Here is a 26,816-nt window from a genome sequence, read left to right as displayed (position 1 = left end):
CTTTTGTCGGATGCATACGCTGTGAAGGGTGGCTTGACCGTGACGGCCCGTACTGCGCCCAAGGCTCCATCCCGCGAGAGCCGTAGCGCGGACACGCGGGCGCTCACACAGGTGCTGTTCGCGGAGCTCTCCGGCCTCGAACCGGGCACGCCGGAGCACACCCGGGTCCGCGCGGCCCTGATCGAGGCCAACCTTCCGCTGGTCAGGTATGCCGCGGCCCGCTTCCGCAGCCGCAATGAACCCATGGAGGACGTCGTCCAGGTCGGCACCATCGGGCTGATCAATGCGATCGACCGGTTCGACCCCGACCGCGGCGTCCAGTTCCCGACCTTTGCGATGCCGACCGTCGTCGGCGAGATCAAACGCTACTTTCGGGACAATGTCCGGACGGTGCATGTGCCCCGCCGCCTCCACGAGCTGTGGGTGCAGGTCAACGGCGCGACCGAGGACCTCACGGTGCTGCACGGCCGCTCCCCCACCACCACCGAGATCGCCGAACGCCTCAAGATCAGCGAGGACGAGGTGCTCGCCTGCCTGGAGGCCGGCCGCTCCTACCACGCCACGTCCCTGGAGGCCGCCCAGGAGGGCGACGGCCTGCCCGGCCTGCTGGACCGCCTCGGCTACGAGGACCCCGAGCTCGCCGGCGTCGAGCACCGCGACCTCGTCCGGCATCTGCTCGTCCAGCTCCCCGAACGCGAACAGCGCATCCTGCTGCTGCGCTACTACAGCAATCTGACGCAGTCCCAGATCAGTGCGGAACTGGGGGTGTCGCAGATGCATGTCTCCCGGCTACTCTCGCGGAGCTTCGCGCGCTTGCGGTCCGCAAACCGGATCGACGCCTGACGGGACCCGCCCGACGGCGCCGGCACCCCCAACCGGAAACAGGAGCGATCTCTCACCGGGACGAGGTACCCGTTCCTGCACAGATATGTCGACAAGGCGCTACAGCGTGTTGCCGACATGTGACATTCTGCAGAAACCGCGTTTGCCGTGGCGCTGCCTCCGGTATTCAGGTGGAGGCATGACTCCTCGGTCCGCCCGGCCCGAGGACACCGCAGCGACACCTCAAGGGGGTGGCATGTCCGTAGAACTGGGCAGCTCGAAGGTGCTTCCCGCGATTCCCGCGCCCGCGCCGCACCTGCACGACCAGGCACCCGTCCAGGTGCCCGTCCAGGTGCCCGACGACGCCATCAACACCCGCACGCTCTCCCGCTCCCTGTTCCTGCGGCTGGCCACGCTCGACAAGGACTGCGCGGAGCGCACCTACGTCCGCGACACCCTCATCGAACTCAACCTCCCGCTCGTCCGTTACGCCGCGGCCCGCTTCCGCAGCCGCAACGAACCGATGGAGGACATCGTCCAGGTCGGCACCATCGGGCTGATCAAAGCCATCGACCGTTTCGATTGCGAACGCGGCGTGGAATTCCCGACGTTCGCGATGCCCACGGTCGTCGGCGAGATCAAACGCTTCTTCCGCGACACGTCATGGTCGGTGCGGGTCCCACGCCGCCTCCAGGAGCTGCGACTGGCGCTCACCAAGGCCAGCGACGAGCTCTCCCAGAAGCTGGACCGCTCCCCGACCGTTCCCGAACTGGCCCTGTGCCTGGGTGTGTCGGAGGAAGACGTCGTCGACGGCCTGGCGGTCGGCAACGCCTACACCGCCTCCTCGCTCGACTCCCCCTCTCCCGAGGACGACGGCGGCGAGGGCTCCCTCGCGGACCGCCTCGGCTACGAGGACACCGCGCTGGAGGGCGTGGAATACCGCGAGTCCCTCAAGCCCCTGCTGGCCAAACTCCCGCCCCGGGAACGCCAGATCATCATGTTGCGCTTCTTCGCCAACATGACGCAGTCGCAGATCGGCGAGGAGGTCGGCATCTCCCAGATGCACGTCTCCCGGCTGCTCACCCGCACTCTCGCGCAGCTGCGCGAAGGGCTCATCGCCGACTGAGGTCCGGTCCGCCGAGGGGTGCGCCGCTCGGCGGACAGCGGAAGAGGGAGCTACAGCGCCTGCCTCTCCCGCTCTCCCTCACCCTCTCTCTTCTTTCTCTCGTCTTCACTCGCCTTCTCCTGCCCTGCCCCTGTACTCCTGACGCATCGTCAGCAACACTGTGCCCCGGCTACCGCTGGGAGGTACCCCCACGATGCGACGGACGACGGCAGTTGGCCGCACCTCGGCGGCCGTGGCGTGCCTGGGCGTTCTGCTCACCGGCTGCGGCAGCGCGCCGCCCAAGAGCTATGTCGCGCTGGGCGCGGCGGGCCCCGCCGACGGCCGGGCCCCGGTGAAGGCCGCACCGCCCCGCGACGGGATCGAGCTGACGCCCCTGGACGGCGACGGCACACATCCCCCTTCCGGCCACCACTCCCCGGGCGCCCCTTCCCGTACGGGCACGCCCCCTGGAGGCCCCACCGAAAGCCCGGGCGACGCATCCTCCCCACCCGCCAGCTCGCCCGCACCACCCGGCGCTTCGGCCTCTCCCGGCGACCCCGGCACCCCCGGCGGCGACACCGGCGGCGGAGACGGACCCGGCCCCGGAGACGGCAGCACCACCCCCAGCCCCCCGTCCCCCACCCTCCCCACAGGCCCCGGTGCCCCCGCCGGCCTCCTCGTCGGCAGGCCGGTCCTCGCCGACACCGACGTCCGCTGGTGCCAGAAGGTCAGTCTCGACTTCCTCAACACCGGCCAACACCCCGTAACCCAGGGCACCGTCACCTTCGGCACCCACATCATCGGCCCCCTCGGCATCGACTGGGCCACCCGCAACTCCACCCACGCACTTCCCCTCCCCCTCACCCCCGGCAAGCCGCGGACCGGCGCCTGGCGCGTGTGCGTGGACGCCTGGCGGGTGCCGCTCGGGATGCACCTCGACACCAGGGACGTGACCTTCGGCTGGAAGTGACGCGCGGGGATCAGACGACCGGCGGACGTCCCAGGCGGGTCATCCGCCACACCGTGGCCCAGCGCATCGGGCGGCGGGGCGGGCAGGGGGTGCGCAGGCCCTCTGCGAAGCCCCCGAACCAGGCCCTGAGCCCGGCGGCAGAGCGGGTGCGGGCGAGGGTGAGGACGGTCCACAGCCCGAGGTAGACGGGGACGAGGCCGGCGGGCAGATGCCGTTTGGCGAGCCAGACGCGGTTTCGGGCCACCATGCGGTGGTACACCGCGTGCCGGGTCGGTGAGGTCCACGGGTGCTGGAGCACCAACTCAGGCTCGTAGAGCACCTTCCAGCCCCCGTCCAGGGCCCGCCAGGCCAGGTCGGTCTCCTCATGGGCGTAGAAGAACGGCTCGGGCCAGCCGCCGGTCTCGTCCAGCATCCGCAGGGACAGGCCGTGTCCGCCACCGAGGAACGTCGTCACCAGGCCCCCGCGCATCGGGTCCTTGGCACGCAGGCGGGGGACGTGGCGGCGCTGGGTGCGACCGCGTTCGTCGGCGATGCGGAAGCCGACGATGCCCAGCCGGTCGTCCGCCTCGTACAGCTCCACGAGCCGGGTGAAGACGTCCGGGCTGATCAGCAGCCCGTCATCGTCCAGATCCACGACCACATCGACGTCCCCGAACTCCCGGAGTCTGTCCAGGGCGGCGTTCCGGCCGCCGGCGATGCCCAGGTTCTCCGGCAGTTCCAGGCCGGTCACCCCGTCGGGAAGGGGCGGCAGGGGCGTGCCGTTGCCGACGACCACCACCCGCGCCGCGGGCGTGTCCTGCTTGGCCACCGAGTCGAGCAGATCGGCCAGTTCGGCGGGCCGCGTGCCCATCGTCAGGATGGCGACGCCAACGCGCGGGTGACGCACGGATGAACTCCGTCCCTCGGGTGCGGTTGCCAGTGATGCTAGGGGCTGCCCGACGGGTCGGCGCCCTCCTCCCGGATTTCCCCCCGATGGCCGATGAGTTCCGCCCACCGCGCCGGTCAGTACTCCTACAGAACCCACCGTCGGGAACCCACCGTCGAGAACCCACCGCCGCGGATGCGCAGGAGGACGTCACCATGCCCCAGATCACCCCCAACCTCTGGTTCGACACCCAGAGCGTGGAGGCCGCCGAGTTCTACTGCTCGGTCTTCCCGAACTCCGGTATCCGGAATATCTCTTACTACACCGAGGCCGGTCCGCGCCCCGCCGGTACCGTCCTGACCGTCGACTTCGTGCTCGACGGCAAGGAATTCACCGCGATCAACGGCGGCCCCCAGTTCACCTTCGACGAGGCGATCTCGTTCCTGATCACCTGTGGCAACCAGGAAGAGATCGACTACTACTGGACCAAGCTCTCCGAAGGCGGCGAGGAGGGCCCGTGCGGCTGGGTGAAGGACAGGTTCGGCCTGTCCTGGCAGGTCGTCCCCACGGGGATGGCCGAGCTGATGAGCGACCCCGACCAGGGCCGCGCCACCCGCGCCATGCAGGCCATGCTCGGCATGAAGAAGATCGATATGGCGGCCCTCCAGGCGGCGGCCGATCAAGGCTGACGGCGACGGCTTCCGGGGCCTGCCCCCTCAGGCCGGGCCCCGGGGGCGCGCCTTTCTCAACCGGCCGTGGTCCGCTCCACCGGTATCCACAGCCGCGCCTGCGCGCCCTTCCCGTCCTCCGACGACCGGACCCACAGGATCTCGGGCCCCGGCCGGCTCTGGTACGGGTTGGACGGGAACCACTGCGCGTACACGTCCCCCCACAGGTGCTGAAGCGCCTGCGGATACGGTCCCGTGATCTCGAAGACGGCCCAGGTGCCCGCCGGAACGTGCAGTTCGTCGAGCCCCTCCGGCGCGACCGCACTCGTCACCACCGCGTGGTAGTAGTCGAGTTCGGCGCCCTCCTCCATGCTGGCGTCGAGCCGTACGACCGCCGAGACGATCCCGTCCGGATCCTGGTCGGACAGGGCGGCGATGCGCGCCACCGTCTCCTTCCCGATGCTCCTGACGTGGGCGACGATCGCCGGGTTCTCCCCGTTGTGCACGAGCGGTACGCGGGCCTTCTTCCCCACGACCCGGAACGCGTCCTTCTCCACGATCCGATACGACATGCTGCTGCTCCCTTCGACGACGAGTCGGAAGGACATCCGGGGCTGGGACTGCAACACCGCGCCGGTACGCCGGGCCTCTTGGGGCCCGACGCCGTGCATCGCACGGAACGCCCGCGCGAACGCCTCCCCCGAGCCGTAGCCGTAGCGCACCGCGACATCGAGCAACGTCCGCTCCCCGGCGAGCACTTCGGCACCCGCGAGGGTCAGCCGCCGACGCCTGACGTAGTCCGACAGCGGCATCCCCGCCAGCGTGGAGAACAGCCGCCGGAAGTGGTACTCCGACGTCACCGCGATCCGGGCCAGTTCCCCCGCGTCGATCTGCCCGTCGAGGCGCTGCTCGATGTACTCCATCGCCTCGTTCAGCCGCTCCAGCACCCGGACGACTCCTTCCCTTTCGCTTCCTTACGTTAGGAACGGGCGGCCGTAGCGGACCCGACATCCTGTGCCCGTTGAAGTCGGGTATGCCGAGGCCGGGGGCCGAGGCCGGGGCAAGAGTGCGGCCCGCCGTCCGAGGACGGCGGGCCGGAAGTTCCGTACGGGGTCGGGCGGCGCCCTCCGGGGGCGCGGCGGGCTACTTCAGCGCCAGCCAAGCCGCTCCCGCCACCACCAGGATCGCGACGATCACGCCGACGATCACGCCCACGCGCGCCCCGCCGCCGCTCTGGGGGGCCGCCGCGCGGCGGCCGTCGGGGGTCGGAGGGGCGGTGCCCTCGTCCACGAAGGCGCGGAACATCTGGGTGCTGCCCGCGGGGTCGTAGTTGCCGCCGGCCTGGTTCTGAGGGTTGGTCGCCATGGGCAAGGACCCTAGCGAACTGGGGGTCCGAGGGGCACCCCTGGGGAGCGCGCCCACATGACCTGCACTTTTGCGCCACGGGACGAGGGTACCGACCACATCCGGCCAGGACTTTTGGCGGGCTTTACCCGGGGACGTCCGCAACTCGTTTGCCTTCAGCAACCAAATTGTTTATGGTTCCATGGTTGCCTCAAGCAACAAAGATCCCCGATGGGGGATGGCCGGAACACCACACACCACACAACGTGACGACGCATGGAGGAGTCCGTGGCCACTCGGAGTCATTACGAAGAGCTGGCCCGGCAACTCAGCGCCATCGGCGCCGTCAAGCGCGAAATGGGCCGCATGCTGCCCCAGGACTGCCCGCCCGCCTCGGCCGGCGTGCTCACCCTTCTGGAGCGGCACGGCGAGATGCGGATGAGCCAGCTCGCGGAGCTGCTGGCCATCGACATGTCGGTGACCAGCCGGCATGTCGCGCACGTCTGCGAACGCGGCTGGGTCGAGCGCAAGCCCGACCCGGCCGACAAGCGGTCGCGGCTGCTGCGCCTGACCCCGAGCGGCACGGAGCTCCTCGCGGAGCTCTCCGAGCGCTACACCCAGACCCTCGCCCGGTATCTGGACGACTGGACCGACACCGACGTCGGGCACCTCGTCGAGCTGCTCGCCAGGCTCCGTACGAGCTTCGGCGACTGCCGCAGCCGGGCCCCGCACGAACCCTGCACCACCCCCGCCCGTACCGCGGGCTGACAAGGAACCAAAGGAACCACATGGCTACGACCACACCAGCCGGTGTGCGGGGCGGCCACGCCAAGCACGGAGGCGGACAGCACGCCTCCCACGGGGCCCCCATGACGCACCGTCAGATCATGGAGGCGCTCTCCGGGCTGCTGCTCGGGATGTTCGTCGCCATCCTGTCCTCGACGATCGTCTCGAACGCGCTGCCGGAGATCATCCACGATCTGCACGGCGGGCAGAGCGCCTATACCTGGGTCGTGACGGCCGCGCTGCTGTCGATGACCGCGTCCACGCCCCTGTGGGGCAAGCTCTCCGACCTGTTCAGCAAGAAGCTGCTGGTGCAGTTCGCGCTGGTCATCTACGTGGCCGGATCGGTCGTCGCCGGACTGTCGCAGAACACCGGCATGCTGATCGCCTGCCGTGTGGTGCAGGGCATAGGCGTGGGCGGTCTGTCCGCCCTGGCCCAGATCGTGATGGCCGCGATGATCTCGCCGCGCGAGCGCGGCCGCTACAGCGGCTACCTCGGCGCCGTCTTCGCCGTCGCCACCGTCGGCGGACCGCTGCTCGGCGGCGTCATCACCGACACCAGCTGGCTCGGCTGGCGCTGGTGCTTCTACGTCGGCGTGCCGTTCGCCGTGATCGCCCTGATCGTGCTCCAGAAGACCCTGAAGCTGCCGGTCGTCAAGCGCGAGGGCGTCAAGGTCGACTGGGCGGGCGCCTTCTTCATCAGCGCGGCGGTCTCGCTGCTGCTGGTGTGGGTGACGCTGGCGGGCGACAAGTACGACTGGCTGTCGTGGCAGACCGCCGCGATGGTCGGCGGCGCGGTCGTCCTCGGCGCGATCTTCCTCCTCGTCGAGTCCCGGGCCGCGGAGCCGATCATCCCGCTGCGGCTGTTCCGCAACAAGACGATCGCCCTGGCCTCGCTGGCCTCGCTGTTCGTCGGCGTCTCGATGTTCACCGGCACCGTGTTCTTCAGCCAGTACTTCCAGCTGGCCCGCGACAAGTCGCCGACGATGTCCGGCGTCATGACCATCCCGATGATCGGCGGCCTGTTCATCTCGTCGACCGTCTCCGGACAGGTCATCACCAAGACCGGCCGCTGGAAGGCGTGGCTGGTCACCGGCGGTGTGCTGCTGACCGCGGGCCTCGGCCTGCTGAGCACCATCCGTTACGACACCGAGTACTGGCACATCGCGATCTTCATGGCGCTGATGGGCCTCGGCATCGGCATGATGATGCAGAACCTGGTCCTCGCCACCCAGAACCAGGTCGCCCCTCAGGACCTCGGTTCCGCCTCGTCCGTCGTGACCTTCTTCCGCTCCCTCGGCGGTGCGGTGGGCGTCTCGGCCCTCGGAGCGGTGCTCGCCAACCGCGTCACCCACTACGTCAAGGACGGCCTGGCCGAACTCGGCCCCAAGGCCGCCAAGGCCGCCGCGCACGCCGCCGGCAACAGCGGCGGCGGCATCCCCGACCTGGACGCCCTCCCCGCGCCGCTGCGCACCGTCATGGAGAGCGCCTACGGTCACGGTGTGGCGGACGTGTTCCTCTACGCGGCGCCCTGCGCGCTGCTCGCCTTCCTCTTCACCCTGTTCATCAAGGAGGTCGCATTGAAGACGCGTGGTGGTCTGGCCCAGAGCTCGGACGGCACCGACGGCACCGAGACCGCTGCCGCCCCGGCGGAAGCGGCCGCCCCGGCATCCGCCGCCGCGGCTCCGGCCGCCGAGGAGCGGGAGCCCGCCCTGGTGGGCGCCGCCCCCTCGGACGACGAGTACGGGCACACCCCCTCCTGGGCCCGGCCGGCCGTCGCCGCCGCGCCCCAGCCCCTGGCCGCGTACGCCTCGGCAGGCAACGGCGACGTCCCGGCCGGCCCGGCCCTCCACGGCTTCGTCCGGAACGCGGAGGGCAACCCCGTCCCCCGCTCCGCCGTCACGCTGATCTCGCTCACCGGCCGCCAGCTGGGCCGCGCGGTCGCCCAGGCCAACGGCTCGTACGTCCTCGGTGCCCCCGGCGCCGGGTCCTACGTCCTGATAGCCGCGGCCGACGGGCACCAGCCGCAGGCCTCCACGGTCGTCGTCGGGGATGCGCCGCACGCCTACGACATCCTGCTCAGCGGCACCAGCGGCCTGGCCGGCCAGGTCCGCAGCGCCACCGGCGGCGAGCCGGTCGCCGGCGCGATGGTCGTCGTCACCGACGTCCGCGGCGAGGTCCTGGCCACCGGAACCACCGGCGCCGAAGGCCACTTCGCCTTCGCCGAACTGGCCCCGGGCACCTTCACCGTCGCCGTGAACGCCGCGGACTACCGCCCGGCCGCCCTGCCGGTCGAGGTCGGCGGCCAGGGCACCACCCGCATCGAGGTCGAACTGCGCTCCGGCGCGCGGGTGCAGGGCATCGTCCGGGCGGGTGCGGACCGACGGGCGCTGCCCGACGCCCGCGTGACGCTGGTGGACGCGGCGGGCAACGTCGTCGCCACCTCCACCACCGGGGCGGACGGCGCCTACGCCTTCACCGACCTGGACGCCGGCGACTACACGGTCATCGCGAGCGGCTATCCGCCGGTCGCCACCGGCCTTGCGGTCGACGCACGCGGGATCGACGGCCACGACGTGCAGCTGGCACACCCAGAGGGATAACACCCTTCCCCCACACCCCGGACCGGGGCGCGCTTTGAGCGGACGCGCCCCGGCCCGGCCCCCGGGCTCCGACGGCGGCGCTGCGCACAGGCAGGGGACGGCCTGCACGCCGCCGCCGGAGCCCCACCAGGCACCAGGCACCAACACGGGAGAGGCAATGACTTCGAGCGGCGCGGCAGCTGCCGGACTGCGGGCCCAGGTCCGCACACGGGACGGCTGGGCGGTCCAGCACGCCGTACTGACCGTCACCGACATGAAGGGCGCGCAGGTGCTGCGGGCCTCGGCCGACGAGGAGGGCGCGGTCCGCAGCGAACAGCCGCTGCCGGCCGGTCCGTACACCGTCATCGTGACGGCCGTCGGCTACGCCCCGGTCGCCTCCAGCGCGATCGTGACGGCCAGCGGCCGAATGGAGATCGGCACGGTCGTCCTGGCCCGCCAGGGCGGCGCGGAACTGCCGCCCCCCGGCGCCTGGACCATCGACCCGATGCACTCCACCGTCGGCGCGGTCGCCCAGCATCTGGGCATCTCCAGCGTGCACGGCCGGTTCACCGAGTTCGGCGGCCGGATCGAGATCGCCGAGGACGTGGCGAAGTCCCGCGTCGAGGCGTCCATCAAGGCCGCCTCCATCGACACCGGCAACGGCATGCGCGACGGCCATCTGCGCTCCGAGGACTTCCTGAACGCGGACGAGTTCCCCGAACTCACCTACCGCAGCACCGGCCTCTCCGCCGCCGGCCCCGACCGCTGGACGGTCCACGGCGATCTCTCCCTCCACGGCGTCGTCCGCGCCGTCGACCTCGACCTGAGCTACCTCGGCACCGGCCCCGACCCCTGGGGCGGCGTCCGCGCGGCCTTCCGCGCCACGGCCGAACTGCGCCGCGAGGACTTCAAGATGAACTACAACCAGGTCGTGGCGGCGGGCATCGCGGCGATCGGCACCACCCTCAAGGTCGAGCTGGACATCCAAGCGGTGCAGGGGGAGAGCCTGCCGATGGGGTGAGCGGTCGCGGGGGCGGGGCCGTCGCATCCGTGGCGCGGGGCGGCCCATGGGCTCGCGACCTACCACACAACCGCCGTACTCCGCCCCCGATTTCGACCCAGAACGAATACATGGTGCGACCCCGGCGACTCGGGCAAACTGCCTGTCGCGACGGCGGTACGGCCCCCGCTCCGGACACCGGACGGGGGCCCGTACGGCACGCCGTGCACCACGACCACAGTTCAGCAAGAAGTTCAGGGGGAACACCATGCGCAAGATCACCCGGGCCGCCGCGGCCCTCGCACTCGCCGTCGGCGCCACGACGATGGTCACCGCGACCAGCGCCAACGCCGCACCGGCGGACGGCACGGTGCACGGCTGTCAGGCCGGGGCCTTCTGCATCTACCCGCAGGACGCGGGCTGGAACAACGACCAGCCGTCCCACCAGTTCTTCAGCTACGGCGCCCACAACCTGTCCAACCAGGTCGGCAACCACATGATCTTCAACAACCAGACCGGCGGCGCCTGGGCCCGCACCTGCACCGGCTACAACGGCACCGGCGACTGCCAGGGCTGGATGGCCGCGGGCCAGTACTTCGTCAAGGACCTGACGCCGATCAACTCGGTTCTGCTGATCCGGCAGTAGGCCGGTAGGCGGTAGCCGGTAGCCGGTAGCCGACAACGCGTTCGGGCCGGGCCTCCTGGTGGAGGCCCGGCCCGGGTGCGTGTCAGATGGCGCGGGAGCCGGCGTTGGCCCTGACGTATCGGGGCCGCCCCCGCGACACACTACTGCGTGACATACAGCAGCATCCATAGCAGCTGCCTTGCAGACAGTGGTATGCGCTGCCATTCTTTGAGACATGGCAGCGAAGAGGGACCCGAGCAAACACCCCGACTACCAAGCCCCCTCGATGATCCGCGTACAGACCACAAGAAGGGCCATCCAGGACGCGGAAAGGAAGCTCGCGAAGTTGCGCGAGCAGCTCGATGACGACGTACGCGCAGCCATGACCCCACCCGCCGGCGAAAAGCTCCCCTACGGGCGGGTCAAGCGTCTACAACTCCTGTTCGGCTACGAGGACAACAGCAACCTGTACCGGATGCGTGACCGCAGCGTCGGGCGCACCGAAGAGGCATCTGCCAAGAATGCAACCGAGGAAGAGAAAGCCCTCGGCGACGGCGGGGACGCGCACCGCGACCCTGCCCCCGGCCGGACCTCCCCAGCCGCAGCCTGACCCGCATAAGCCGAAGGAAGGCCGCTCGATGACCGCCGTGCATGCGACACCCAAGGGCATTCCGCCCATGCCCGAACGCAATCCCAAAGCACTGCGTGCCGCCATCGCCGAGCACGCCCCCGCGCTTCTCCCGGACTTCGATCGGGCTTGGCGCCGCGACATCGCCGACGCCTACGACCTTGCGCCGGTCCCTGCATTCCTCGCCCGCTGGTGGGGAGAGTTCGCCCTTGCCAGGGACCCCGAGCTCGACGCCCGCGTGACGGACCTCGAAGACCGCGCCGCCGAAGCCACCGACACTGCAACGGCCCGCGCCCTCCTCGAAGAGGCCGCCCACCTGCGCCGCGAGGCGAGCAAGGCGGAACCCGGCCAGTGACAGACCCGTACATGGGGCCGCCGTGGCAAATGGACTGGACCGTACAGGCCCGCGCCGACCGGGACGCCCTCCCGCCACACGTCCGCGAGATCATCGCAGCCGTCCGTGCCGAACTCGTCACCGCAGAGGACCCGTACTTCCGCGGGATCGACGCCGACAGCAAGTTGCCAGACGGCATGACCGTTGAACCCGCCCGATCCAGCCGCCCCAAAGGCCCGCGCATCGCGGCGTTCGACCACGGCCGAGGCTGGGTGCGCTACACCTTCATTCACCGGGCCATCGACCCGCAGATCGTCGTGGAGGAAGTTTTCTGGCAGTAGGCCCGCCGGGCCGACATGGCCCGGACCGTGGAGAAGCCGTAGGCGAAAAGGAGCTGACGCCGATCAACTCGGTTCTGCTGATCCGGCAGTAGGCGTCCGCCGCGCAGCGGTTTCCTTCGGGCCGGGCCTCCTGGTGGGGCCCGGCCCGAGCGCCGTCGTTCTTGCCCTTTGCGCGGCATACGGGGTGAGCCCTGCGCCAGACCCCCGACACCGGACGGCAGTGATCCCGGCCGGGCCCCGACGACTGCGAGGATCGCTGGCGACAGCGGCCCGGCCACGGATCAAGCGGAGGTACCCGTGCCGTACATCAACGTGGACGGGGAGGACGGCCCCGCCGTCGAACTCCACTACGAGGACCAAGGTGCCGGCGTGCCCGTCGTCCTGCTGCACGGGTATCTGCTCGACGGACGCTCCTGGGCGCGGCAGACCGCCGCGCTGCTCGCCGCCGGGTTCCGCGTCATCAGCTACGACCGGCGTGGGTTCGGGAAGTCCAGTCGCCCTCAGGCCGGTTACGACTACGACACCCTGGCCGGGGACCTCCACACGGTGATGACCACCCTCGACCTGACGGACGTCGCACTGGTCGGCTTCTCGATGGGCACCGGCGACATCGCCCGCTATCTGAACGTCCACGGCTCCGGCCGGGTCGCCAGGGCCGGGTTCCTGGCGCCCCTGGGGCCGTACCTCCTCAAGACCGGAGACACCCCCTCCGGTGTGGACGCCGCGTTGATCGACCAGGTCCTTGCCGCGGTCGAAGAGGACCGCGAGGGCTATCTGAACGGTTTCTTCCACGACCTGTACAACCTCGACGAAACGCTCGGCAGCCGGATCGGGGAGGCGGAGGTGCGCGCCGCGCGGGCCGCCGCGCGGCGCGTGCCCACGCATGTGTGTCTGCGCGCCGTCCCGACCTGCGGGACCGACTTCCGCCGCGACATCCAGGCCATCGACGTACCGACGCTCATCGTCCACGGCACCGCGGACCGCGTCCTACCGGTTGCCGCCGCCGCCCGACCGATGCGCGCGATGCTGCCCAGCGCCCGGTACGTCGAAATCGACGACGCCCCGCACGGGCTGCTGTGGACGCACGCCGACGAGGTCAACCGGCATCTGCTGGAGTTCCTGGTCTCATGAACCAGACGAGGCGGGGTCGTCGCCCCGTCGCACCGTGCCGATGAAGGACGCCCAGGCGTCGGTCGAGAAGTGCAGCTCCGGGCCGGGGTTCTTGGAATCCCGTATGGGGACGGAGCCGGTGGGGACGACCTCGGGAGCCCACTCAAGGCAGTCGCTACCGTGCTCGGCACCGCTGTAGCTGGATTTCACCCACTCGCGCGCGGCAGGGATCGTGGTCACGTCAGTGCCTCCATCTGTCCCCTGATCAGGCGTGCGCTCTCCCGGGTTGGAAGCGCCTCCCCTGTCAGGCCATCGTAGGCACGCAGCGCCTCCCGCACGTGCTCCGGGTCCTCAATAATCGCCACTGTCCGGTACGCCTCAACGCAGACCACCGTCATATGATTTGGCCCTGTGAGGAACCTGGCCCCACCGGCAATGAACAGATGCGCCTCTGCGTCCAACGGGAGAACCTGAATCCGCACAGCGGCCTTGGCGCCATGAGTCAACAGCGCTGCAAGTTGCCCGCGCATGATGTCGCGGCTGCCGATCTGTCGGCGGATCACGGACTCGCAGAGTACGACGCGTACGTCTGGAGGCGCCTCACGCCTCAGGATGTCTTGTCGGGCCAGCCGGGCGGAGACGTTCGCTTTGATCTCCTCCTCACTGGCGCGCGGCGCCCCGCCACGGAGGAGAGTTCGGGCATAGTCCGCGGTTTGCAGAAGGCCGGGCACGACCGTCGGGGACCACTGTCGTACGACTATGGCCTCCCGCTCCAACGCCACCCCGCGTCGATACTGCGCCGGAAAAGACTGCGCCACGATCTCCTCGTACAGCCGCTTGAACAGCCCGTCCGTCGAAAACACCTGGTCCAGCAGCGGCGGCAGGTCCGGCGGGATCGAGCCCCTGCACGTCTCCAGGCGGCTGACCGTCGCCCGCGATGTCCGGAGCATGCGGGCCAACTGCCCCTGATTCAGCCGTCGGTCCGGGTACAGCTCTCTCCGGTCCCGGCACTCCTCGGCAAAACGGCGTCGGGGGTCCGATACCTCACCCTCGACCTCCTCCTCCAGTCCATCCATAACTCCCCCTGATCACCGAACTGATCACCGAACTGATCACGGACAACGAGTCGACGTTTCGGCAGGTCAACCGATCGTGCATATGCCCGGCTACTCAACCAACTGATCGGTCACCGAATGCCCCCAATAGTAACCATTCCTGACCCATCCTTGTAACCAACCAGCCACATTCAGTGAGGAGTTGGAATGGCTGAGCAAGCGGGCGGAGACAGCGCCTGCCCCGAATGCGACGACCTGAAGGTCAAGTTGGCAGCCGCCCTGAACATCGGCGACCGATCCAAGGCCGTCGACTACCGCGTACTGCTACGGCGCCACCCCCACCACGACGACACCCCCATCGCATCGGAAAGGAAGCACCCATGAACACGGTCCTGCGCCACGACGGCGGCGGCGACAAGCTGCCCGGCCAGCCCTACCCCGGCCCCCACCAACCCCCCACCCCCGACGGCGGACCCGGTGTCCCCAATCCCCCGAAGGCCGCCTGACCAGTGACCACCACCAACACACCCGAGGAACGCCCCGGTCGCACCGCGCTGGGGCGCGCCCTGGCGGCCGCCGGTGCGCTGTCCCCGGACTTGGCGCGCGCCTTCGCCGCCGTGCCCCGTTCCGCCTTCCTGCCGGAGCTGATCTGGCCGTTCGATATGGCGGCCGGGCGGAGCGTGCCCGTATCCAAGGCCGACGCCCCGGAGCGCTGGCACGCGTACGCGGACGACGCCGATGTCCCGATCGTCACGCAGTGGGACGACGGCGAACACACCGGCCCGGAACCGGGCGAGGTGCCCACCAGCTCCGCGTCGATGCCGTCCGTCGTCTTCCGGATGCTTCAGGACCTGGACCTGCGGCCCGGCCACAAAGCACTGGAAATCGGCACCGCCACCGGCTGGAACGCGGCGCTGATGGCGCACCGTGCGGGGCCGGGGAACGTCGTCACGGTGGAGGTGGACGCCGCCGTGGCCGCCACCGCCCGGGCGACGGTGGAGCAACTGGGCCTGCCCGTACGCGTCGTGCACGGCGACGGATCGCACGGGTATCCCGAGGCCGCACCGTACGACCGGATCATCGCCACCTGCGGGCTCCGGGCCATCCCGTACGCCTGGGTGGAGCAGTGCCGTCCCGGAGGCGTCATCGTCGCCCCCTGGGGGACGCACTACGGCAACGGTGACGCGGTGGCCCGGCTGGTCGTCGGTTCGGACGGGCGCAGCGCCTGCGGGCGCTTCACCGGGCCCGTGGAGTTCATGAAGCTGCGGGCGCAGCGGGCGGCGCATCCGGTCCACTCCGCTTACGTCACCGGCAGCGTGGCCGACGGGGACGAGACGTCCACGACGGTCACGGAGGCGGAGTTCGTGGGGGATGCGTTCGCACCGCAGCGGTTCGTCCTCGGGCTGCGGGTGCCGCGGTGTCGGCAGGTCGTCGCGGAGAAGCGCGACGGCGGCCGTCCGGTGTGGCTGTACGGGGCGGACGACCGGTCGTGGGCCTGTGTCTGGTTCCGGGACGGAGAGGCCGCCCGCGTCTGGCAGTCGGGGCCGCGGCGGCTGTGGGACGAGGCGGCGGCCGCGTACCGGTGGTGGGAGAAGAACGGCAGACCGGGGCCGGAGCGGTTCGGGCTCAGCGTGACGGCGGCGGGGCAGGCCGTCTGGCTCGATGAGCCGGTGAACTGCTGGAACGTGTGACTGCCGTCCCGGCGATCGGCAGACCCCCGCGACCTGGCCGGGTCCGGGGGCATGGCCACCAGCTTTCCGAAGGAGCTGACGACATGCGTGACCTTACCGGGCGCCTCTTAGGGCGTCTCGCGCTTCTCCTCGTTCCCGTACGGGACTCAACTGGCCCTCGGCCGACCCTGATCCGCTGGACCGAGCGCCTGTTCCCGGCGAACGGCCGACACCGCGCCGCGGCCGTCGCCCCGGCCCCGGCGCCCGGCTCCGATGCACGACGCCGCCGCATCGCCCTGCCGCCCCACAAGAGCCCCTACGCCCAGGAGGCGACCACCGACGAGCCCTTCGAGGAACTGCCCGTCTCCGTACGGCCGTACGTCCTCGCCCCCCGCACGGCGATCGCGATCACCGGCCTTCTCATCCCGACGATGCCGCTCCCCTGAAGGCCAACAGCACCTTCCGATGGATCACTGCTCGGTTGGCGGATGGACGGCAACGCCCGCCCTGATGGTGTCGGGGCGGGCGCGAACCGTCTGTCCGTTGGAGCGATCAGACGTCAGTGGTCAGGCGTTGTTCTCGGCGTCGAGGTACGCCTGGATCTGGTTGTCGATAGCGTGCGCGTCGTCGCGGGCACGGTTGGCCGCATCGTGCTCACCCATCTGGTCCAGCTGGTTGGCCTTGGACTTCAGATCGGCGGACTTCTGGCGCAGCTCGTCGATGTTGACGTGAACGGCACCGCGGGCCACCGCGGCGTGCGAGCCGCTCATCGTGGCGGCCTGTGCGGGCAGGGCCGCGAACAGCACACCTCCGGCCATTACGGCCGTGACGGTGAAAGCAGAAATACGTCGACGCATAGGGTCCCCCTGGTCGAAAGCAGTGATTAATTGTTGATAAGTGTATGCGAGATAATCTCGCATCCCTCCGTTTGGTGAAGTGCGATGAGGGAATCGACCTGGGAACGCGCGACCGTATCGCTCAATTCCATTGGAATGACAGGGCATTGAGGTCGGCGTCCCTCTGCGGGGTCGGTACGCGGGCCGACGGTTCAGGGCCTGGCTCCAGAACCACAGTCATCGGGTGGCCCTCTCACCGTGGCGCTCCCGAGGGCCGCGCCGCCGAAGTCTGCGACGGCGCCACTGGGAAGCCCTCCCCCTACGTCCGCGAGATCATCGCAGCCGTCCGCGCCGAACTCGTCACCGCAGCGGACCCTTACTTCCGAAGTCTTCTGGCAGGAGGCCCGCCGAGCCGACCGGGTTTTCGCACACCCCGCCGCGGCCGCCCTCAGCCCGCCCCCCGCTCCCGCATCGCCTCGATGCCCGCGATCTGGAGGTCCAGTGCGAACGTGAAGTCCCGGTCGAGCATCTCCACCACGCTGCCGCCCTGGCTGACGGAGGCGGCGCGGGAGGACAGAGCCAGGGTTTCGGCGAACTCCTGGCGATTCGCGAGGACCGTCATGACCTGGGCGAAGTAGTCGTCGAGGGTCATGCCGACGGCCCGGCAGCGGGCTTCGTGCATGGCGCGGACCGTGGAGAAGCCGTAGACGAAGTGGAAGAGCGACGCCAGCGCGCCGGAGGTGCTCTCCGGGTCCAGGCCGGTGCGGCGCATCACCCTCATGGTGGCGTTGGAGAAGGCCACCGACCGCGGGCCGATGTTGATGAACTCGCCCAGGAGCCGGGCCGCCCACGGGTGGCGGAGGAGTATGTCACGGTAGCCGGTGGCGAGGAGGCGCAGCTGGTCGCGCCAGTCGGCGGCGTCCGACTCGTCGGGCAGGGGCAGCTCGCCCGCCACCGCGTCCACGGCCAGTTCCAGCAGGTCGTCCTTGGTGTCGACGTACCAGTAGACGGACATCGCGGTGACGCCGAGCTCGGCGGCCAGGCGGCGCATGGAGAACTTGGCCAGGCCCTCGGCGTCCAGCAGCCGGACCGTCGCGGCGACGATCTTGTCGAGGTCGAGTCCGGCCGGCTGGTCCGCCTTGCGGGAGAGCGGGGGGCGTTCGGTCAGCCAGACGCTGTTCGGGCGCGTCGGTTGCTTCCTGGCGCGGCCGTCCGTGGCTGCCATGGCATCCCCTTGGTCATCGTCGGTCGTCGATCACTGCTCGGCGACCACTGCTCATCGATCACGTACACCGTCGATGCTATTCCGCCGGGGCGGTGGACGGTGCCGGTGCGGACGTACCGGGCTCCTGGCCCGTGGGGTCGGCCTCCTGGCCCGTGGGTTCGGCTTCCTGGCCGGACCGCTCCGCGCGGCGCAGCAGGAGTGCGGCGACCAGCCCGCCCAGGAAGACCGCGGCGGCGCCGACCAGCTGGCTGGTGCCGATGCCGCTGGCGAACGCGTCCTGGACGGCGGTGCGTTCGGCGTCCGTACGGGTCCGGGCGAGCGCGGCGGGGAGGGATCCGGCGCCCGCCGCGACCAGCGGGAGCAGCGCGGCGAAGCGGGAGTTGAGGACCGCGCCGAGGACGGCGACGCCGAGGCCCTGGCCGAACTCCATCAGGGTGCCGTTGACGCCGGCGCCGACCCCGGCCTTGGCGGGCGGGATGGCGGACATGATGGCGTTCGCCATCGTCGGCATGGCGAACGCGACGCCGACGCCCATCACGATCAGACCGGTCAGCATGCCGCCGTAGCCGTGACCGCCGAGGAGCGAGATCGCGGTGAGTCCGGCCGCGAGCAGCGTCATGCCGCTGACGATCATGCCGGGGGTGCCGAGCCGGGGCATCAGGCGCGCGCCCAGCCCCGTGAAGTTGATCGCGATGACGGTGACGGCGAGCGGCACCATCCGCAGCCCGGCCTCCAACGGGCCGTAACCGAGCACGAGTTGGAGGTGCTGGGTGAGCAGGAAGATCGAGCCGCCCATGCCGAAGGCGACGAGGATGCCGCCGGAGACCGCGCCGATGAAGCGGCGGTTGCGGAAGAAGTGCATGTCCAGCATGGGGTTCGGGACGTGCAGCTCCCACAGCGCGAAGGCCACGAGGCCGAGGAGGCCGACGGCGGCGGAGACCAGGACCTGGGTCGAGAGCCAGCCGGACACCGGGCCGGTGATGATCGCGTAGACGACGCCCACCATGCCGATCATGGAGAGCAGGGCGCCGAGGAGGTCGGGCCGCTCGCCGCTGTGGCTCTTCGATTCGGGGACGAGGGTCACCACGGCCACCAGCGAGATCACCGCGACGGGGAGGTTGACCAGGAACAGCGAGCCCCACCAGAAGTGGTCCAGCAGCGCGCCGCCGATCAGCGGGCCGGCGGCGAAGCCGAGGGAGTTGACCGAGCTCCAGATGCCGATGGCCTTGGGGCGCTCGGCGTCGTCGAAGATCTGCATGACGACGGCGAGGGTGGTGGTGACCAGGAGGGCGCCGCCGACGCCCATACCGGCGCGGGCGGCGATCAGCTGGGCGGGCGACTGGGCGAGGGCGGCGCCGAGCGAGGCGAGCCCGAACAGCGCCAGGCCGACGGCCAGCATCCTCTTCCGGCCGTAACGGTCGGCGGCGTTGCCCGCGGTGAGCAGCAGACCGGACTGGACCAGCGAATAGGCGCTGATCGTCCACTGCACATCGGCGGTGGTCGCGCCCAGTTCCTCGGTGAGCGAGGGGATGGCGACGTTGAGGACGGTGTTGTCGAGGATGACCGTGAGCTGAGCGAGGCAGATGACCCCGAGTATCAGCCAGCGGGCGGCGTTGGGGGTGGGGGTGGGCGACTGGAGGGCGGTGGGGGTGGAGTCCATGGGGGACGTTCGGGCTCCGGGCATACGGGCTCCCTGTACGGTGCGAGCGGATGCCATACACCGTACAGGGAGAGTTATACGCCGTACATTCGATTATTGACCTGCGGTTTTGCCCCCTTGGCGGGGCTGCGTCAGGTCGTAGAAGGTGGCGCTTCCCACGGTGACCTTCTTGAAGGTCTTCTCGATCCAGGCGGTGATCTTCGAGGAGTCGCCGTTGCGGCCGTTGCGGCCGTTGCCGTCGGCGCCCTGCATGCCGCCGGGGCCTTGCTTACCGCCGAAACCGCCGCGGCCACCGAAACCACCTCGGCCGCCGAAGCCGTCCCGGCCGCCGGCGATGAAGTAGTGGATCTTCCCGTCCGCGACGTCCTTCTTGAACTGCGCGAGGGTCGGCGACGGATCGCTGCCGTTGAAGCCGCCGATGGCCATCACCGGCTTCTGGGTGGCGAGTTGATAGCTCGCCGCGTTCTGGGAGCCGACCGCCGCGGCCGCCCACGTATAGCGGTCAGCGTCCTTCGCCACCAGCGCCTTGGCCCGCGCGCTGACCTTGGCACCGTCGAGCAGGCCGCCCATGCCGCCCCGGTGTCCGCCCATCCGTCCGCCCGGCCCGCCGGCGGCGCCGCGGCCGGGGAAACCGCCGGGGCCGCCCGGCATCCCGCCGGGGAAGGCATGTGAGCGGCCCTTGCCGTTGGCCGGCCGCATCCCGCCGGGGAAACGGCCGCCGCCCGGACCGCCGAAGGAGCCCTTGACCTGAGGCCCGGCCGTGATGATCGAGCCGCCCTTGGGGGTCTGGAGCGTGTCGAGGACGTAGGCGAACGGGCCGGCCAGCGCGGTCGCCACGGCGAGCCCGGCCGCGACGGCGGCGAGGCGGCGGCCGCCCGTTGCCGCCGCTCCCCGCAGCGCCGGGAGCAGCAGGCCCAGCGCCGCCAACAGGCCGAGCGCGAGCACCGTCCACCGCAGCCACGGCAGCCAGTTCGGCGAACGGTCCAGCAGGACGTACGACCAGACGGCGGTCACCGCGACCGTCCCGGCGAGGACGGCGGGCGCGAGGCGGCCGCCGCGGCGCCACAGCAGCGTGGCGCCCATGCCGACCAGCGCCGCGATATAGGGCGCCAGCGCGATGTTGTAGTACTGGTGGAAGATGCCGGACATGAAGCTGAAGATCAGGAAGGTGGACAGCAGCGCGCCGCCCCAGACCAGGAACTCCGCCCGCTGAGCGGCCTGTTCGGGGTACTCGGAGCACCGGGGGTGTTCGAGGTGCTCCGCCCGTACGGCCTGTCCGGTGCCTTCGGCTTCCTCGCCCTGCCCGTCGGCTACCGAACGCCGCGCCCGCCACAGCAGGCACACGGCCGCGACCAGCAGAATCAGCGCCGCCGGCAGCAGCCACGCGATCTGGCCGCCCATATCGGCCGAGAACAGCCGGGTGATGCCGGTCTCGCCCCAGCGGCCGCCGCCGAAGCCGCCCCGGTGGCCCCCGCCACCGCCGCCGACGCTGCCGGTCTCGTTGCCGGTGATCCGTCCGAAGCCGTTGTAGCCGAAGGTCAGCTCCAGAAAGCTGTTGGTCTGCGAGCCGCCGATGTACGGCCGCGAGGACGCGGGCCACAGCTCGACCGCGGCCACCCACCAGCCGCCGGAGACCACCATCGCCAGCCCGGCCAGCAGCAGTTGGCCCACCCGGCGGCGTATCGCGACCGGCGCGCAGCACGCGTACACCACGGCGAGCGCCGGAAGGATCAGCCAGGCTTGCAGCGTCTTGGTCAGAAACCCGAGCCCGAAGCAGAGCCCGGCCAGCACCAGCCACTTCGTACGGCCGTCCGCCAGCGCGCGCAGGACCGCCGCGACGGCGCACACCATGAGCAGACACAGCAGCGCATCCGGGTTGTTGAAGCGGAACATCAGCGCCGCCACCGGCGTCAGCGCCAGCACCCCGCCCGCGAGCAGCCCGGCCCCCGCGCCGAACCGCCGCCGTACGGCCGCGTACAGCACCCCGACCGCCGCGACGCCCATCAGCACCTCGGGCACCAGGATCGCCCAGGAGCCGAGCCCGAAGAGCCGTACGGACAGCGCCATCGGCCACAGGGAGGCGGGGGGCTTGTCGACGGTGATGGAGTTCGCCGCGTCGGAGGAACCGAAGAAGAACGCCTTCCAGCTCTCACTGCCGGCCTGTACGGCGGCCGAGTAGAACTGGTTGGCGTAGCCGTTGGCGCTCAGGTTCCAGAGGTAGAGCGCGGCCGTGGCCACCAGGAGCGCCACCAGGGCGGGGCGCGCCCAGCGGGGATCGTGCGGCCGGGCCGCCGCGGCGGCTTGGTGCGAGGTCATCGGGTGCTCCTGGTGCAGTCGTCACGTTCGTCGTCGTTCGGGTGGTCCGGGAAGACCCACCCCCGCAGGAGCAGGAACCGCAGCACGGTGGCGGCGAGATTGGCGGCCACCAGGACGGCGAGTTCCGTGCCGTGCGAGGCGTTCGGGGTGGCGGTGTCGAGCGCGGCCAGGGAGCCGCTGGTCAGGGCCAGCCCGATGGCGAACACCACCAGTCCCTGGGCCTGGTGGCGGACCGCCCGGTCGCGGCCCCGTACCCCGAAGGTGAGCCTCCGGTTGGCCGCCGTATTGCCGACGGCGGACACCAACAGGGCGGCGCCATTGGACAGTTGGGGGCCGAGCCCGAGCCGGAAGACGGAGTAGAGCCCCAGATACAGCAGGGTGCTCAGCGCCCCGACGACACAGAAGCCGACCAGCTGACGCGCCAGCCCGCCCGGTACGCCGTTCAGCTCGCGGTCCCGGGGATCGTCACCGAAGGGCCGCGCGAGCCGGTCCAGCGGCAGCCGCCCGGTGGCCAGCGCCCGCCCCACCCGCCATACGCCCTTGAGGTCGTCGGCCGCCGTACGGACGAGGTGGACGGTGCTGTCGGGGTCGTCGACCCAGTCCACCGGCACCTCGTGGATCCGCAGCCCGGCGCGCTCCGCGAGCACCAGCATCTCGGTGTCGAAGAACCACCCGGTGTCCTCCACCATCGGCAGCAGCCGCGCGGCGACATCGCCCCGTACGGCCTTGAATCCGCACTGCGCGTCGGAGAACCGCGCGGCCAGCGAACCCCGCAGGATCAGGTTGTACGTCCGCGAGATGAACTCCCGCTTCGGCCCGCGGACCACCCGCGCGCTCCGGCTCAGCCGGGACCCGATCGCCAGGTCCGAGTGGCCGGATATCAGCGGTGCCACCAGCGGCAGCAGGGCGTTGAGGTCGGTGGACAGATCGACGTCCATATAGGCCAGCACCGGCGCCTCGGAGTGCCCCCATACGGTGCGCAGCGCCCGGCCGCGCCCCTTCTGCTCCAGCCGTACGGCGGTGACCTCGTCGATCTCTTCGTCGAGCCGGGCGGCGACCTCGGGGGTGCGGTCGGTGCTTGCGTTGTCGGCGATGGTGATGCGGAAGCCGTAGGGGAAGGTCCGGGTGAGGTGGTCGTGGAGCCGCCGGACACAGGGTTCGAGGTCGGTCTCCTCGTTGTAGACGGGGAGCACGACGTCGAGCACCGTGTCGGTGTCGCCGGGGCGCAGATGCTCGCGGGGCGGCAGGGCGTCCAGGGTGCCGGGCGGGTGGGCCTGGCCGGGCGGCCGGGTCGGCGGTGGCGTCGTCATGACCGCGACACTCGCCAATCGGGCTGTCATGGCGGTGTGGTGAGGCTGTGGCCCTGCTATGAGTCCAGGGGCGAGGGGCGTCCGGAGGGGGCCGATGCGGTCGGGGACGGTCCGTACGAAGACGGGTCATACGGAGGCGGGTCGGAGGGAGGCGGGTCGGAGGGAGGCGGGTCGGAGGGAGGCGGGTCGGAGGGAGGCGGGCCGTCCAGGGGCGCTTCGGAAGGCGGCCGTTCGGCCGGCGGCGCGGCCGGGAGGGTGACCGTGAAGACCGTCCGGCCGGGCGCGCTCTCCACCTCGACCGTACCGCCGTGCGCACCCACCACCGCCTGCACGATGGCCAGACCCAGCCCCGTACTCCCGGCGGCCCGCGACCGCGACGCGTCGCCGCGCGCGAACCGCTCGAAGACGCGCGGGAGCAGGGCGGGCGGGATACCGGGACCGTCGTCCTCCACCTCCAGGCAGACGACGGACGCGCCCACGGCACCGCCCCCGGAGGCCCGTACCGGGGCAGGCGCCCCCGCCTCTCCCGACGTCCATGGCCGCCCCGAGGTCCGCACCCGGGCCGTCACCGTCGTCCCCTCCGGGGTATGCGTACGGGCGTTGGCCAGCAGGTTCACCAGGATCTGGTGCAGCCGGTCGTCGTCGCCGTACACCAGCACGGGGTCGTCGGGCAGCGCCAGTCGCCACCGGTGTCCGGGCCCGGCCGCCCGCGCATCGCTCACCGCCGCGACGACGAGGGCCGTCAGATCGGTGCTCTCGCAGGAGAGCGGCCGTCCGGAGTCGAGCCGGGCGAGCAGCAGCAGGTCCTCCACCAGCCCCGTCATCCGCTCCGCCTCGGACTCGATCCGCCCCAGGGCGTGCCGGGTCTCGGGTCCCGGCCGTTCCGGCCCGCGCCGGGTCAGCTCGGCATAGCCCCTTATCGAGGCCAGCGGCGTCCGCAGCTCATGGCTGGCGTCGGCGACGAAGCGCCGTACCCGCATCTCGCTCTCCTGGCGCGCCGACAGCGCCGAGGCGACATGCCCCAGCATCCGGTTGAGCGCCGCCCCGACCTGCCCCACCTCCGTACGGGCATCGGCCTCCGCCGCCGGCACCCGGACGTGCAGGGCCACCTCGCCCTGGTGGAGGGGGAGTTCGGAGACGCGGGTGGCGGTGGCGGCGACCCGGCGCAGCGGCCGCAGCGCGACGCCGACCATGACGCCGCCCGCGATGCCGGCCGCGACGAGCCCGGAGACCGTCACCCATGCCTCGACACCGATCAACTTGGCGACCGTGGCGTCCACCTCACGGAGCGGCATACCGAGCACGAGCGTGCCGTCCGGGGAGGACCGCACCCGGTAGTCGCCGAGGCCCGGCAGCTCGACGGTGTGCGGCGCTCCGTCCCGCGGTACGGCGGCCAGCACCGCGGTCTGGGCGTCGGTCAGCCCGTCCAGCCGCTCCGAGGGCAGTCGGCTGGTGGAGTTGTTGTTCTTCGCACCGTCCTGGATCGATCCGTCGGGCCCGAAGCGCGCGCCCACCGTCCGCATCGGCGTCCCGCCCATCGCCACGAAATCGAGATCGGTGTCGCCGCGCGGATCGTGCGGCGGCCGCGGCCTCTGGGCGTGCACCAGCACCTCGCCGACCTGGTCGTCCAACTTGCCCTGGAGATAGGACTGGAGCGCAAGGGAGGTGACCGTACCGATGACGGCCGCGACGACGGCGATCAGCACCACCGCCGACACCACCAGCCGCGTACGGAGGGTCCAGGGGCGGCGGGGGGTGGGGGCGGCGGCGGGGGGCGAATCCATCTCCTCTACCCACCCGGCTTGATCAGGTACCCCGCCCCGCGCCGGGTGTGAATCATCGGCGTCCGCCCGGCATCGATCTTCCGCCGCAGATAGGAGATGTACAGCTCGACGACATTGGCCTGCCCGCCGAAGTCGTAGCTCCACACCCGGTCCAGGATCTGCGTCTTGCTCAGCACCCGCCGCGGATTACGCATCAAATACCGCAGCAGCTCGAATTCGGTCGCGGTCAGATGGATCTCGTCCCCGCCCCGCCACACCTCATGGCTGTCCTCGTCCAGCACCAGATCGCCGACCGTCAGCCGCGACTCGCTGCGCGCGGCCGCCGCCCCGGCCCGCCGCAGCAGCCCACGCAGCCGGGCCACCACCTCCTCCAGGCTGAACGGCTTGGTGACGTAGTCGTCGCCGCCCGCCGTCAGCCCGGCGATACGGTCCTCGACGGCATCCTTGGCCGTCAGGAAGAGCACCGGCACATCCGGCAACTCCCGCCGCAGCCGCCCCAGTACCGTCAGCCCGTCCATGTCCGGCAGCATCACATCGAGCAGCACCGCATCCGGCCGCCAACTCCGCGCACACCGCAGCGCCCCCGCCCCGTCCCCCTCGGCCCGGATGTCCCAGCCCTCGTACCGCAGCGCCAACGACAGCAGATCCGCGAGCGACGCCTCGTCATCCACCACCAGCACCCGCACCGGACTCCCGTCGGCCCGCAACAACTCCGGCTGCTTGCCAGGCCCCCGCCCCACCCCGCCCTTGGCGGACGCGGACGCCGTCGCGGGCGCCATCGCGGACGCGGGCGCGGGCGCGGTACGGGCCGCGGATGCGGTACGGGAGGAGGACGACGAAGTCACGGTCATGCCACCGAGCGTGACCTGCTCGTGTGAAAGCTCCCTTTCGGCTTTCTGTGAATCTCCTGAGAATCCGTTGAGCGCATCTCAGCGATTCCCTCGCTGATCTTCTTCCCTTTCCCCCCGGGGGCCCGTCCCCCACCCACCCCACACCACCACCCCCACCTCAGGCTGCCCCCAACTCGCCGCCATCTCCCCCGACTTCGTGGACAACCGGTCTGGGCCGCCCCCCGCGCGGTCCAGCCCGATCACCACTCCCACAGCATCGCACCCCCCACTGACAATCGCCCTGACCAGCACAAACGACCCACGTACACCCTCATGCGCCCGCCGCCGCCCCCGCCCCCTCGCCTTCCCCCCGGCGTCAAGCCGTAGCGTCGCCCCATGCACCCGGCCATCCGACTCCTCGCCCTCTCCGGCAGCCTCCGCAAGCGCTCCTCCACCGGCGCCGTCCTGCGCTCCGCCCTCGACCTCCACGACGGCCCCGCCACCACCGCGGACATCGCCGCCCTCCCGCACTTCAACCCGGACCTCGACGCCGAGGGCGCCGCACCCCCGCCCGCCGTCGCCGCGCTCCGTACGGCCGCCGCGGCCGCCGACGCGATCCTCGTCGTCAGCCCGGAGTACGCACACGGGGTCCCCGGCACCCTCAAGAACGCGCTCGACTGGCTGGTCAGCAGCGGCGAATGCGTCGACAAGCCGATCGCGGTGATCACCGCCTCGCCCTTCCCCACCGGCGGCAACCACGCCAACGCCCAACTCCGCGAAACGCTGGAGACGATGTCCGGCAGGATCGTCCCGGCCGCCTGCCTCGAAATCCCCGCCATCGGCCCGAAGACCGACCCCACCACGGAACGCGTCACGGACGAGGCAACTCTGACGGACCTACGCGCCGCCCTCCAGGCCCTGCGCACCGCCTGACCCCCTAGGGCCTGTCCGAT

At 70.9% G+C, this 26,816-nt stretch carries 29 protein-coding genes; 17 read left to right on the top strand and 12 right to left on the bottom strand.

The genetic code is table 11. The features are described 5' to 3' along the window. The first annotated feature begins 33 nt into the window (after positions 1-33). The 3 genes from B1H19_RS22240 to B1H19_RS22230 all read left to right on the top strand — a co-directional run bounded on the left by B1H19_RS22240 (position 34) and on the right by B1H19_RS22230 (position 2,897). Positions 34-843, top strand: a complete 810-nt coding sequence (locus B1H19_RS22240) for an RNA polymerase sigma factor SigF (protein ID WP_030067409.1) — start codon at positions 34-36, stop codon at positions 841-843. A gap of 235 nt (positions 844-1,078) precedes the next feature. Beyond that, positions 1,079-1,948 (top strand): RNA polymerase sigma factor SigF, encoded by an 870-nt coding sequence (locus tag B1H19_RS22235; protein ID WP_083106561.1) that lies wholly within the window; start codon positions 1,079-1,081, stop codon positions 1,946-1,948. Between the two features lie 193 nt (positions 1,949-2,141). Next, on the top strand, positions 2,142-2,897 hold the full coding sequence (locus B1H19_RS22230; protein ID WP_083106560.1) for a hypothetical protein: 756 nt from the start codon (positions 2,142-2,144) through the stop codon (positions 2,895-2,897). A 10-nt stretch (positions 2,898-2,907) separates the two neighbouring features. On the opposite strand, the gene B1H19_RS22225 is transcribed toward B1H19_RS22230, so the two are convergent. Beyond that, positions 2,908-3,783, bottom strand: coding sequence for a glycosyltransferase family 2 protein (locus tag B1H19_RS22225; RefSeq protein WP_083106559.1), 876 nt, complete (start codon positions 3,781-3,783; stop codon positions 2,908-2,910). 194 nt (positions 3,784-3,977) lie between these two features. On the opposite strand from B1H19_RS22225, the gene B1H19_RS22220 reads away from it, so the two are divergent. Then, a complete protein-coding gene (locus tag B1H19_RS22220) occupies positions 3,978-4,451 on the top strand; it encodes a VOC family protein (protein ID WP_083106558.1) in 474 nt (157 codons plus the stop codon). Between the two features lie 56 nt (positions 4,452-4,507). Here the strand turns inward: B1H19_RS22220 and B1H19_RS22215 are convergent, their stop codons facing one another. Continuing rightward, the gene (locus tag B1H19_RS22215; RefSeq protein ID WP_083106557.1) at positions 4,508-5,377 is read right to left on the bottom strand and encodes an AraC family transcriptional regulator; all 870 of its coding nucleotides are present in this window, start codon (positions 5,375-5,377) and stop codon (positions 4,508-4,510) included. A gap of 196 nt (positions 5,378-5,573) precedes the next feature. Beyond that, positions 5,574-5,795 carry a hypothetical protein gene (locus B1H19_RS22210; protein WP_083106556.1) on the bottom strand — a complete coding sequence of 74 codons (222 nt, stop codon included), beginning with the start codon at positions 5,793-5,795 and terminating at the stop codon, positions 5,574-5,576. A 255-nt stretch (positions 5,796-6,050) separates the two neighbouring features. Between B1H19_RS22210 and B1H19_RS22205 the strand changes: the two genes are divergently transcribed. The 8 genes from B1H19_RS22205 to B1H19_RS22170 all read left to right on the top strand — a co-directional run bounded on the left by B1H19_RS22205 (position 6,051) and on the right by B1H19_RS22170 (position 13,198). After that, positions 6,051-6,542, top strand: coding sequence for a MarR family winged helix-turn-helix transcriptional regulator (locus B1H19_RS22205; RefSeq protein WP_083106555.1), 492 nt, complete (start codon positions 6,051-6,053; stop codon positions 6,540-6,542). A gap of 101 nt (positions 6,543-6,643) precedes the next feature. Beyond that, on the top strand, positions 6,644-9,160 hold the full coding sequence (locus B1H19_RS22200; protein WP_472573298.1) for an MFS transporter: 2,517 nt from the start codon (positions 6,644-6,646) through the stop codon (positions 9,158-9,160). Positions 9,161-9,317: 157 nt separating this feature from the next. Then, complete coding sequence (locus B1H19_RS22195; RefSeq protein WP_083106553.1) at positions 9,318-10,160, top strand: YceI family protein; 843 nt, start codon at positions 9,318-9,320, stop codon at positions 10,158-10,160. Positions 10,161-10,407: 247 nt separating this feature from the next. Further along, entirely contained in the window at positions 10,408-10,785 is a 378-nt protein-coding gene (locus B1H19_RS22190; protein WP_083106552.1) for a hypothetical protein, read from the top strand. Between the two features lie 214 nt (positions 10,786-10,999). Continuing rightward, entirely contained in the window at positions 11,000-11,374 is a 375-nt protein-coding gene (locus tag B1H19_RS22185) for a hypothetical protein (RefSeq protein ID WP_159028112.1), read from the top strand. A 28-nt stretch (positions 11,375-11,402) separates the two neighbouring features. Then, positions 11,403-11,747, top strand: a complete 345-nt coding sequence (locus tag B1H19_RS22180; RefSeq protein ID WP_083106550.1) for a DUF6247 family protein — start codon at positions 11,403-11,405, stop codon at positions 11,745-11,747. A gap of 29 nt (positions 11,748-11,776) precedes the next feature. Further along, complete coding sequence (locus B1H19_RS22175) at positions 11,777-12,067, top strand: hypothetical protein (RefSeq protein WP_237289458.1); 291 nt, start codon at positions 11,777-11,779, stop codon at positions 12,065-12,067. A gap of 297 nt (positions 12,068-12,364) precedes the next feature. Continuing rightward, the gene (locus B1H19_RS22170; protein ID WP_083106548.1) at positions 12,365-13,198 is read left to right on the top strand and encodes an alpha/beta fold hydrolase; all 834 of its coding nucleotides are present in this window, start codon (positions 12,365-12,367) and stop codon (positions 13,196-13,198) included. Here B1H19_RS22170 and B1H19_RS22165 read toward each other — a convergent pair. Both B1H19_RS22165 and B1H19_RS22160 read right to left on the bottom strand, forming a co-directional pair. Further along, on the bottom strand, positions 13,193-13,417 hold the full coding sequence (locus tag B1H19_RS22165) for a DUF397 domain-containing protein (protein ID WP_083106547.1): 225 nt from the start codon (positions 13,415-13,417) through the stop codon (positions 13,193-13,195). The genes B1H19_RS22170 and B1H19_RS22165 overlap by 6 nt on opposite strands. After that, positions 13,414-14,253, bottom strand: a complete 840-nt coding sequence (locus B1H19_RS22160) for a helix-turn-helix domain-containing protein (protein ID WP_083106546.1) — start codon at positions 14,251-14,253, stop codon at positions 13,414-13,416. Before B1H19_RS22160 ends, B1H19_RS22165 begins: the two co-directional genes overlap by 4 nt. Before the next feature lie 186 nt (positions 14,254-14,439). Here B1H19_RS22160 and B1H19_RS39320 point away from each other — a divergent pair, with 186 nt between their 5' ends. The 4 genes from B1H19_RS39320 to B1H19_RS22150 all read left to right on the top strand — a co-directional run bounded on the left by B1H19_RS39320 (position 14,440) and on the right by B1H19_RS22150 (position 16,348). Further along, a complete protein-coding gene (locus B1H19_RS39320; protein ID WP_203237201.1) occupies positions 14,440-14,616 on the top strand; it encodes a hypothetical protein in 177 nt (58 codons plus the stop codon). Next, positions 14,613-14,738 carry a hypothetical protein gene (locus tag B1H19_RS40365; RefSeq protein ID WP_257789449.1) on the top strand — a complete coding sequence of 42 codons (126 nt, stop codon included), beginning with the start codon at positions 14,613-14,615 and terminating at the stop codon, positions 14,736-14,738. Before B1H19_RS39320 ends, B1H19_RS40365 begins: the two co-directional genes overlap by 4 nt. 3 nt (positions 14,739-14,741) lie before the next feature. Further along, positions 14,742-15,923 (top strand): methyltransferase domain-containing protein, encoded by a 1,182-nt coding sequence (locus B1H19_RS22155; protein WP_237289456.1) that lies wholly within the window; start codon positions 14,742-14,744, stop codon positions 15,921-15,923. 83 nt (positions 15,924-16,006) lie between these two features. Further along, positions 16,007-16,348: a hypothetical protein gene (locus B1H19_RS22150; protein WP_083106545.1), complete on the top strand. Its 342-nt coding sequence runs from the start codon at positions 16,007-16,009 to the stop codon at positions 16,346-16,348. Between the two features lie 120 nt (positions 16,349-16,468). Here the strand turns inward: B1H19_RS22150 and B1H19_RS22145 are convergent, their stop codons facing one another. The 7 genes from B1H19_RS22145 to B1H19_RS22115 form a co-directional block, all read right to left on the bottom strand. After that, the gene (locus tag B1H19_RS22145; RefSeq protein ID WP_159028111.1) at positions 16,469-16,720 is read right to left on the bottom strand and encodes a hypothetical protein; all 252 of its coding nucleotides are present in this window, start codon (positions 16,718-16,720) and stop codon (positions 16,469-16,471) included. 466 nt (positions 16,721-17,186) lie between these two features. Continuing rightward, positions 17,187-17,963: a TetR/AcrR family transcriptional regulator gene (locus B1H19_RS22140; RefSeq protein WP_083106543.1), complete on the bottom strand. Its 777-nt coding sequence runs from the start codon at positions 17,961-17,963 to the stop codon at positions 17,187-17,189. Positions 17,964-18,039: 76 nt separating this feature from the next. After that, positions 18,040-19,623 carry an MFS transporter gene (locus B1H19_RS22135; protein WP_083106542.1) on the bottom strand — a complete coding sequence of 528 codons (1,584 nt, stop codon included), beginning with the start codon at positions 19,621-19,623 and terminating at the stop codon, positions 18,040-18,042. 93 nt (positions 19,624-19,716) lie between these two features. Further along, positions 19,717-21,939, bottom strand: a complete 2,223-nt coding sequence (locus B1H19_RS22130; protein WP_083106541.1) for an ArnT family glycosyltransferase — start codon at positions 21,937-21,939, stop codon at positions 19,717-19,719. Beyond that, a complete protein-coding gene (locus B1H19_RS22125; RefSeq protein WP_237289454.1) occupies positions 21,936-23,249 on the bottom strand; it encodes a bifunctional glycosyltransferase family 2/GtrA family protein in 1,314 nt (437 codons plus the stop codon). The genes B1H19_RS22130 and B1H19_RS22125 overlap by 4 nt, the downstream gene beginning before the upstream one ends. 56 nt (positions 23,250-23,305) lie before the next feature. Beyond that, positions 23,306-25,033, bottom strand: coding sequence for a sensor histidine kinase (locus B1H19_RS22120; RefSeq protein WP_083106539.1), 1,728 nt, complete (start codon positions 25,031-25,033; stop codon positions 23,306-23,308). 5 nt (positions 25,034-25,038) lie between these two features. Beyond that, complete coding sequence (locus tag B1H19_RS22115; protein WP_269467075.1) at positions 25,039-25,812, bottom strand: response regulator transcription factor; 774 nt, start codon at positions 25,810-25,812, stop codon at positions 25,039-25,041. 447 nt (positions 25,813-26,259) lie between these two features. On the opposite strand from B1H19_RS22115, the gene B1H19_RS22110 reads away from it, so the two are divergent. Continuing rightward, positions 26,260-26,796 carry an NADPH-dependent FMN reductase gene (locus B1H19_RS22110; protein WP_237289452.1) on the top strand — a complete coding sequence of 179 codons (537 nt, stop codon included), beginning with the start codon at positions 26,260-26,262 and terminating at the stop codon, positions 26,794-26,796. The last annotated feature ends 20 nt before the right edge of the window (positions 26,797-26,816 follow it).

It is taken from the genome of Streptomyces gilvosporeus, assembly GCF_002082195.1.
Taxonomy (GTDB): domain Bacteria; phylum Actinomycetota; class Actinomycetes; order Streptomycetales; family Streptomycetaceae; genus Streptomyces; species Streptomyces gilvosporeus.
This window is presented reverse-complemented; position numbering and strand designations above follow the sequence as displayed.

What these genes read in the sequence shown, in the direction of transcription:
- B1H19_RS22210 (WP_083106556.1), bottom strand. Translation starts at nt 5,795, where the DNA reads ATGGCGACCAACCCTCAGAACCAGGCCGGCGGCAACTACGACCCCGCG.
- B1H19_RS22125 (WP_237289454.1), bottom strand. Translation starts at nt 23,249, where the DNA reads ATGACGACGCCACCGCCGACCCGGCCGCCCGGCCAGGCCCACCCGCCC.
- B1H19_RS22160 (WP_083106546.1), bottom strand. Translation starts at nt 14,253, where the DNA reads ATGGATGGACTGGAGGAGGAGGTCGAGGGTGAGGTATCGGACCCCCGA.
- B1H19_RS22190 (WP_083106552.1), top strand. Translation starts at nt 10,408, where the DNA reads ATGCGCAAGATCACCCGGGCCGCCGCGGCCCTCGCACTCGCCGTCGGC.
- B1H19_RS22200 (WP_472573298.1), top strand. Translation starts at nt 6,644, where the DNA reads ATGACGCACCGTCAGATCATGGAGGCGCTCTCCGGGCTGCTGCTCGGG.
- B1H19_RS22185 (WP_159028112.1), top strand. Translation starts at nt 11,000, where the DNA reads ATGGCAGCGAAGAGGGACCCGAGCAAACACCCCGACTACCAAGCCCCC.
- B1H19_RS22135 (WP_083106542.1), bottom strand. Translation starts at nt 19,623, where the DNA reads ATGGACTCCACCCCCACCGCCCTCCAGTCGCCCACCCCCACCCCCAAC.
- B1H19_RS22115 (WP_269467075.1), bottom strand. Translation starts at nt 25,812, where the DNA reads ATGGCGCCCGCGACGGCGTCCGCGTCCGCCAAGGGCGGGGTGGGGCGG.
- B1H19_RS22220 (WP_083106558.1), top strand. Translation starts at nt 3,978, where the DNA reads ATGCCCCAGATCACCCCCAACCTCTGGTTCGACACCCAGAGCGTGGAG.
- B1H19_RS22130 (WP_083106541.1), bottom strand. Translation starts at nt 21,939, where the DNA reads ATGACCTCGCACCAAGCCGCCGCGGCGGCCCGGCCGCACGATCCCCGC.
- B1H19_RS22150 (WP_083106545.1), top strand. Translation starts at nt 16,007, where the DNA reads ATGCGTGACCTTACCGGGCGCCTCTTAGGGCGTCTCGCGCTTCTCCTC.
- B1H19_RS22230 (WP_083106560.1), top strand. Translation starts at nt 2,142, where the DNA reads ATGCGACGGACGACGGCAGTTGGCCGCACCTCGGCGGCCGTGGCGTGC.
- B1H19_RS22205 (WP_083106555.1), top strand. Translation starts at nt 6,051, where the DNA reads ATGGAGGAGTCCGTGGCCACTCGGAGTCATTACGAAGAGCTGGCCCGG.
- B1H19_RS22180 (WP_083106550.1), top strand. Translation starts at nt 11,403, where the DNA reads ATGACCGCCGTGCATGCGACACCCAAGGGCATTCCGCCCATGCCCGAA.
- B1H19_RS22175 (WP_237289458.1), top strand. Translation starts at nt 11,777, where the DNA reads ATGGACTGGACCGTACAGGCCCGCGCCGACCGGGACGCCCTCCCGCCA.
- B1H19_RS22235 (WP_083106561.1), top strand. Translation starts at nt 1,079, where the DNA reads ATGTCCGTAGAACTGGGCAGCTCGAAGGTGCTTCCCGCGATTCCCGCG.
- B1H19_RS40365 (WP_257789449.1), top strand. Translation starts at nt 14,613, where the DNA reads ATGAACACGGTCCTGCGCCACGACGGCGGCGGCGACAAGCTGCCCGGC.
- B1H19_RS22120 (WP_083106539.1), bottom strand. Translation starts at nt 25,033, where the DNA reads ATGGATTCGCCCCCCGCCGCCGCCCCCACCCCCCGCCGCCCCTGGACC.
- B1H19_RS22140 (WP_083106543.1), bottom strand. Translation starts at nt 17,963, where the DNA reads ATGGCAGCCACGGACGGCCGCGCCAGGAAGCAACCGACGCGCCCGAAC.
- B1H19_RS22145 (WP_159028111.1), bottom strand. Translation starts at nt 16,720, where the DNA reads ATGGCCGGAGGTGTGCTGTTCGCGGCCCTGCCCGCACAGGCCGCCACG.
- B1H19_RS22110 (WP_237289452.1), top strand. Translation starts at nt 26,260, where the DNA reads ATGCACCCGGCCATCCGACTCCTCGCCCTCTCCGGCAGCCTCCGCAAG.
- B1H19_RS22195 (WP_083106553.1), top strand. Translation starts at nt 9,318, where the DNA reads ATGACTTCGAGCGGCGCGGCAGCTGCCGGACTGCGGGCCCAGGTCCGC.
- B1H19_RS39320 (WP_203237201.1), top strand. Translation starts at nt 14,440, where the DNA reads ATGGCTGAGCAAGCGGGCGGAGACAGCGCCTGCCCCGAATGCGACGAC.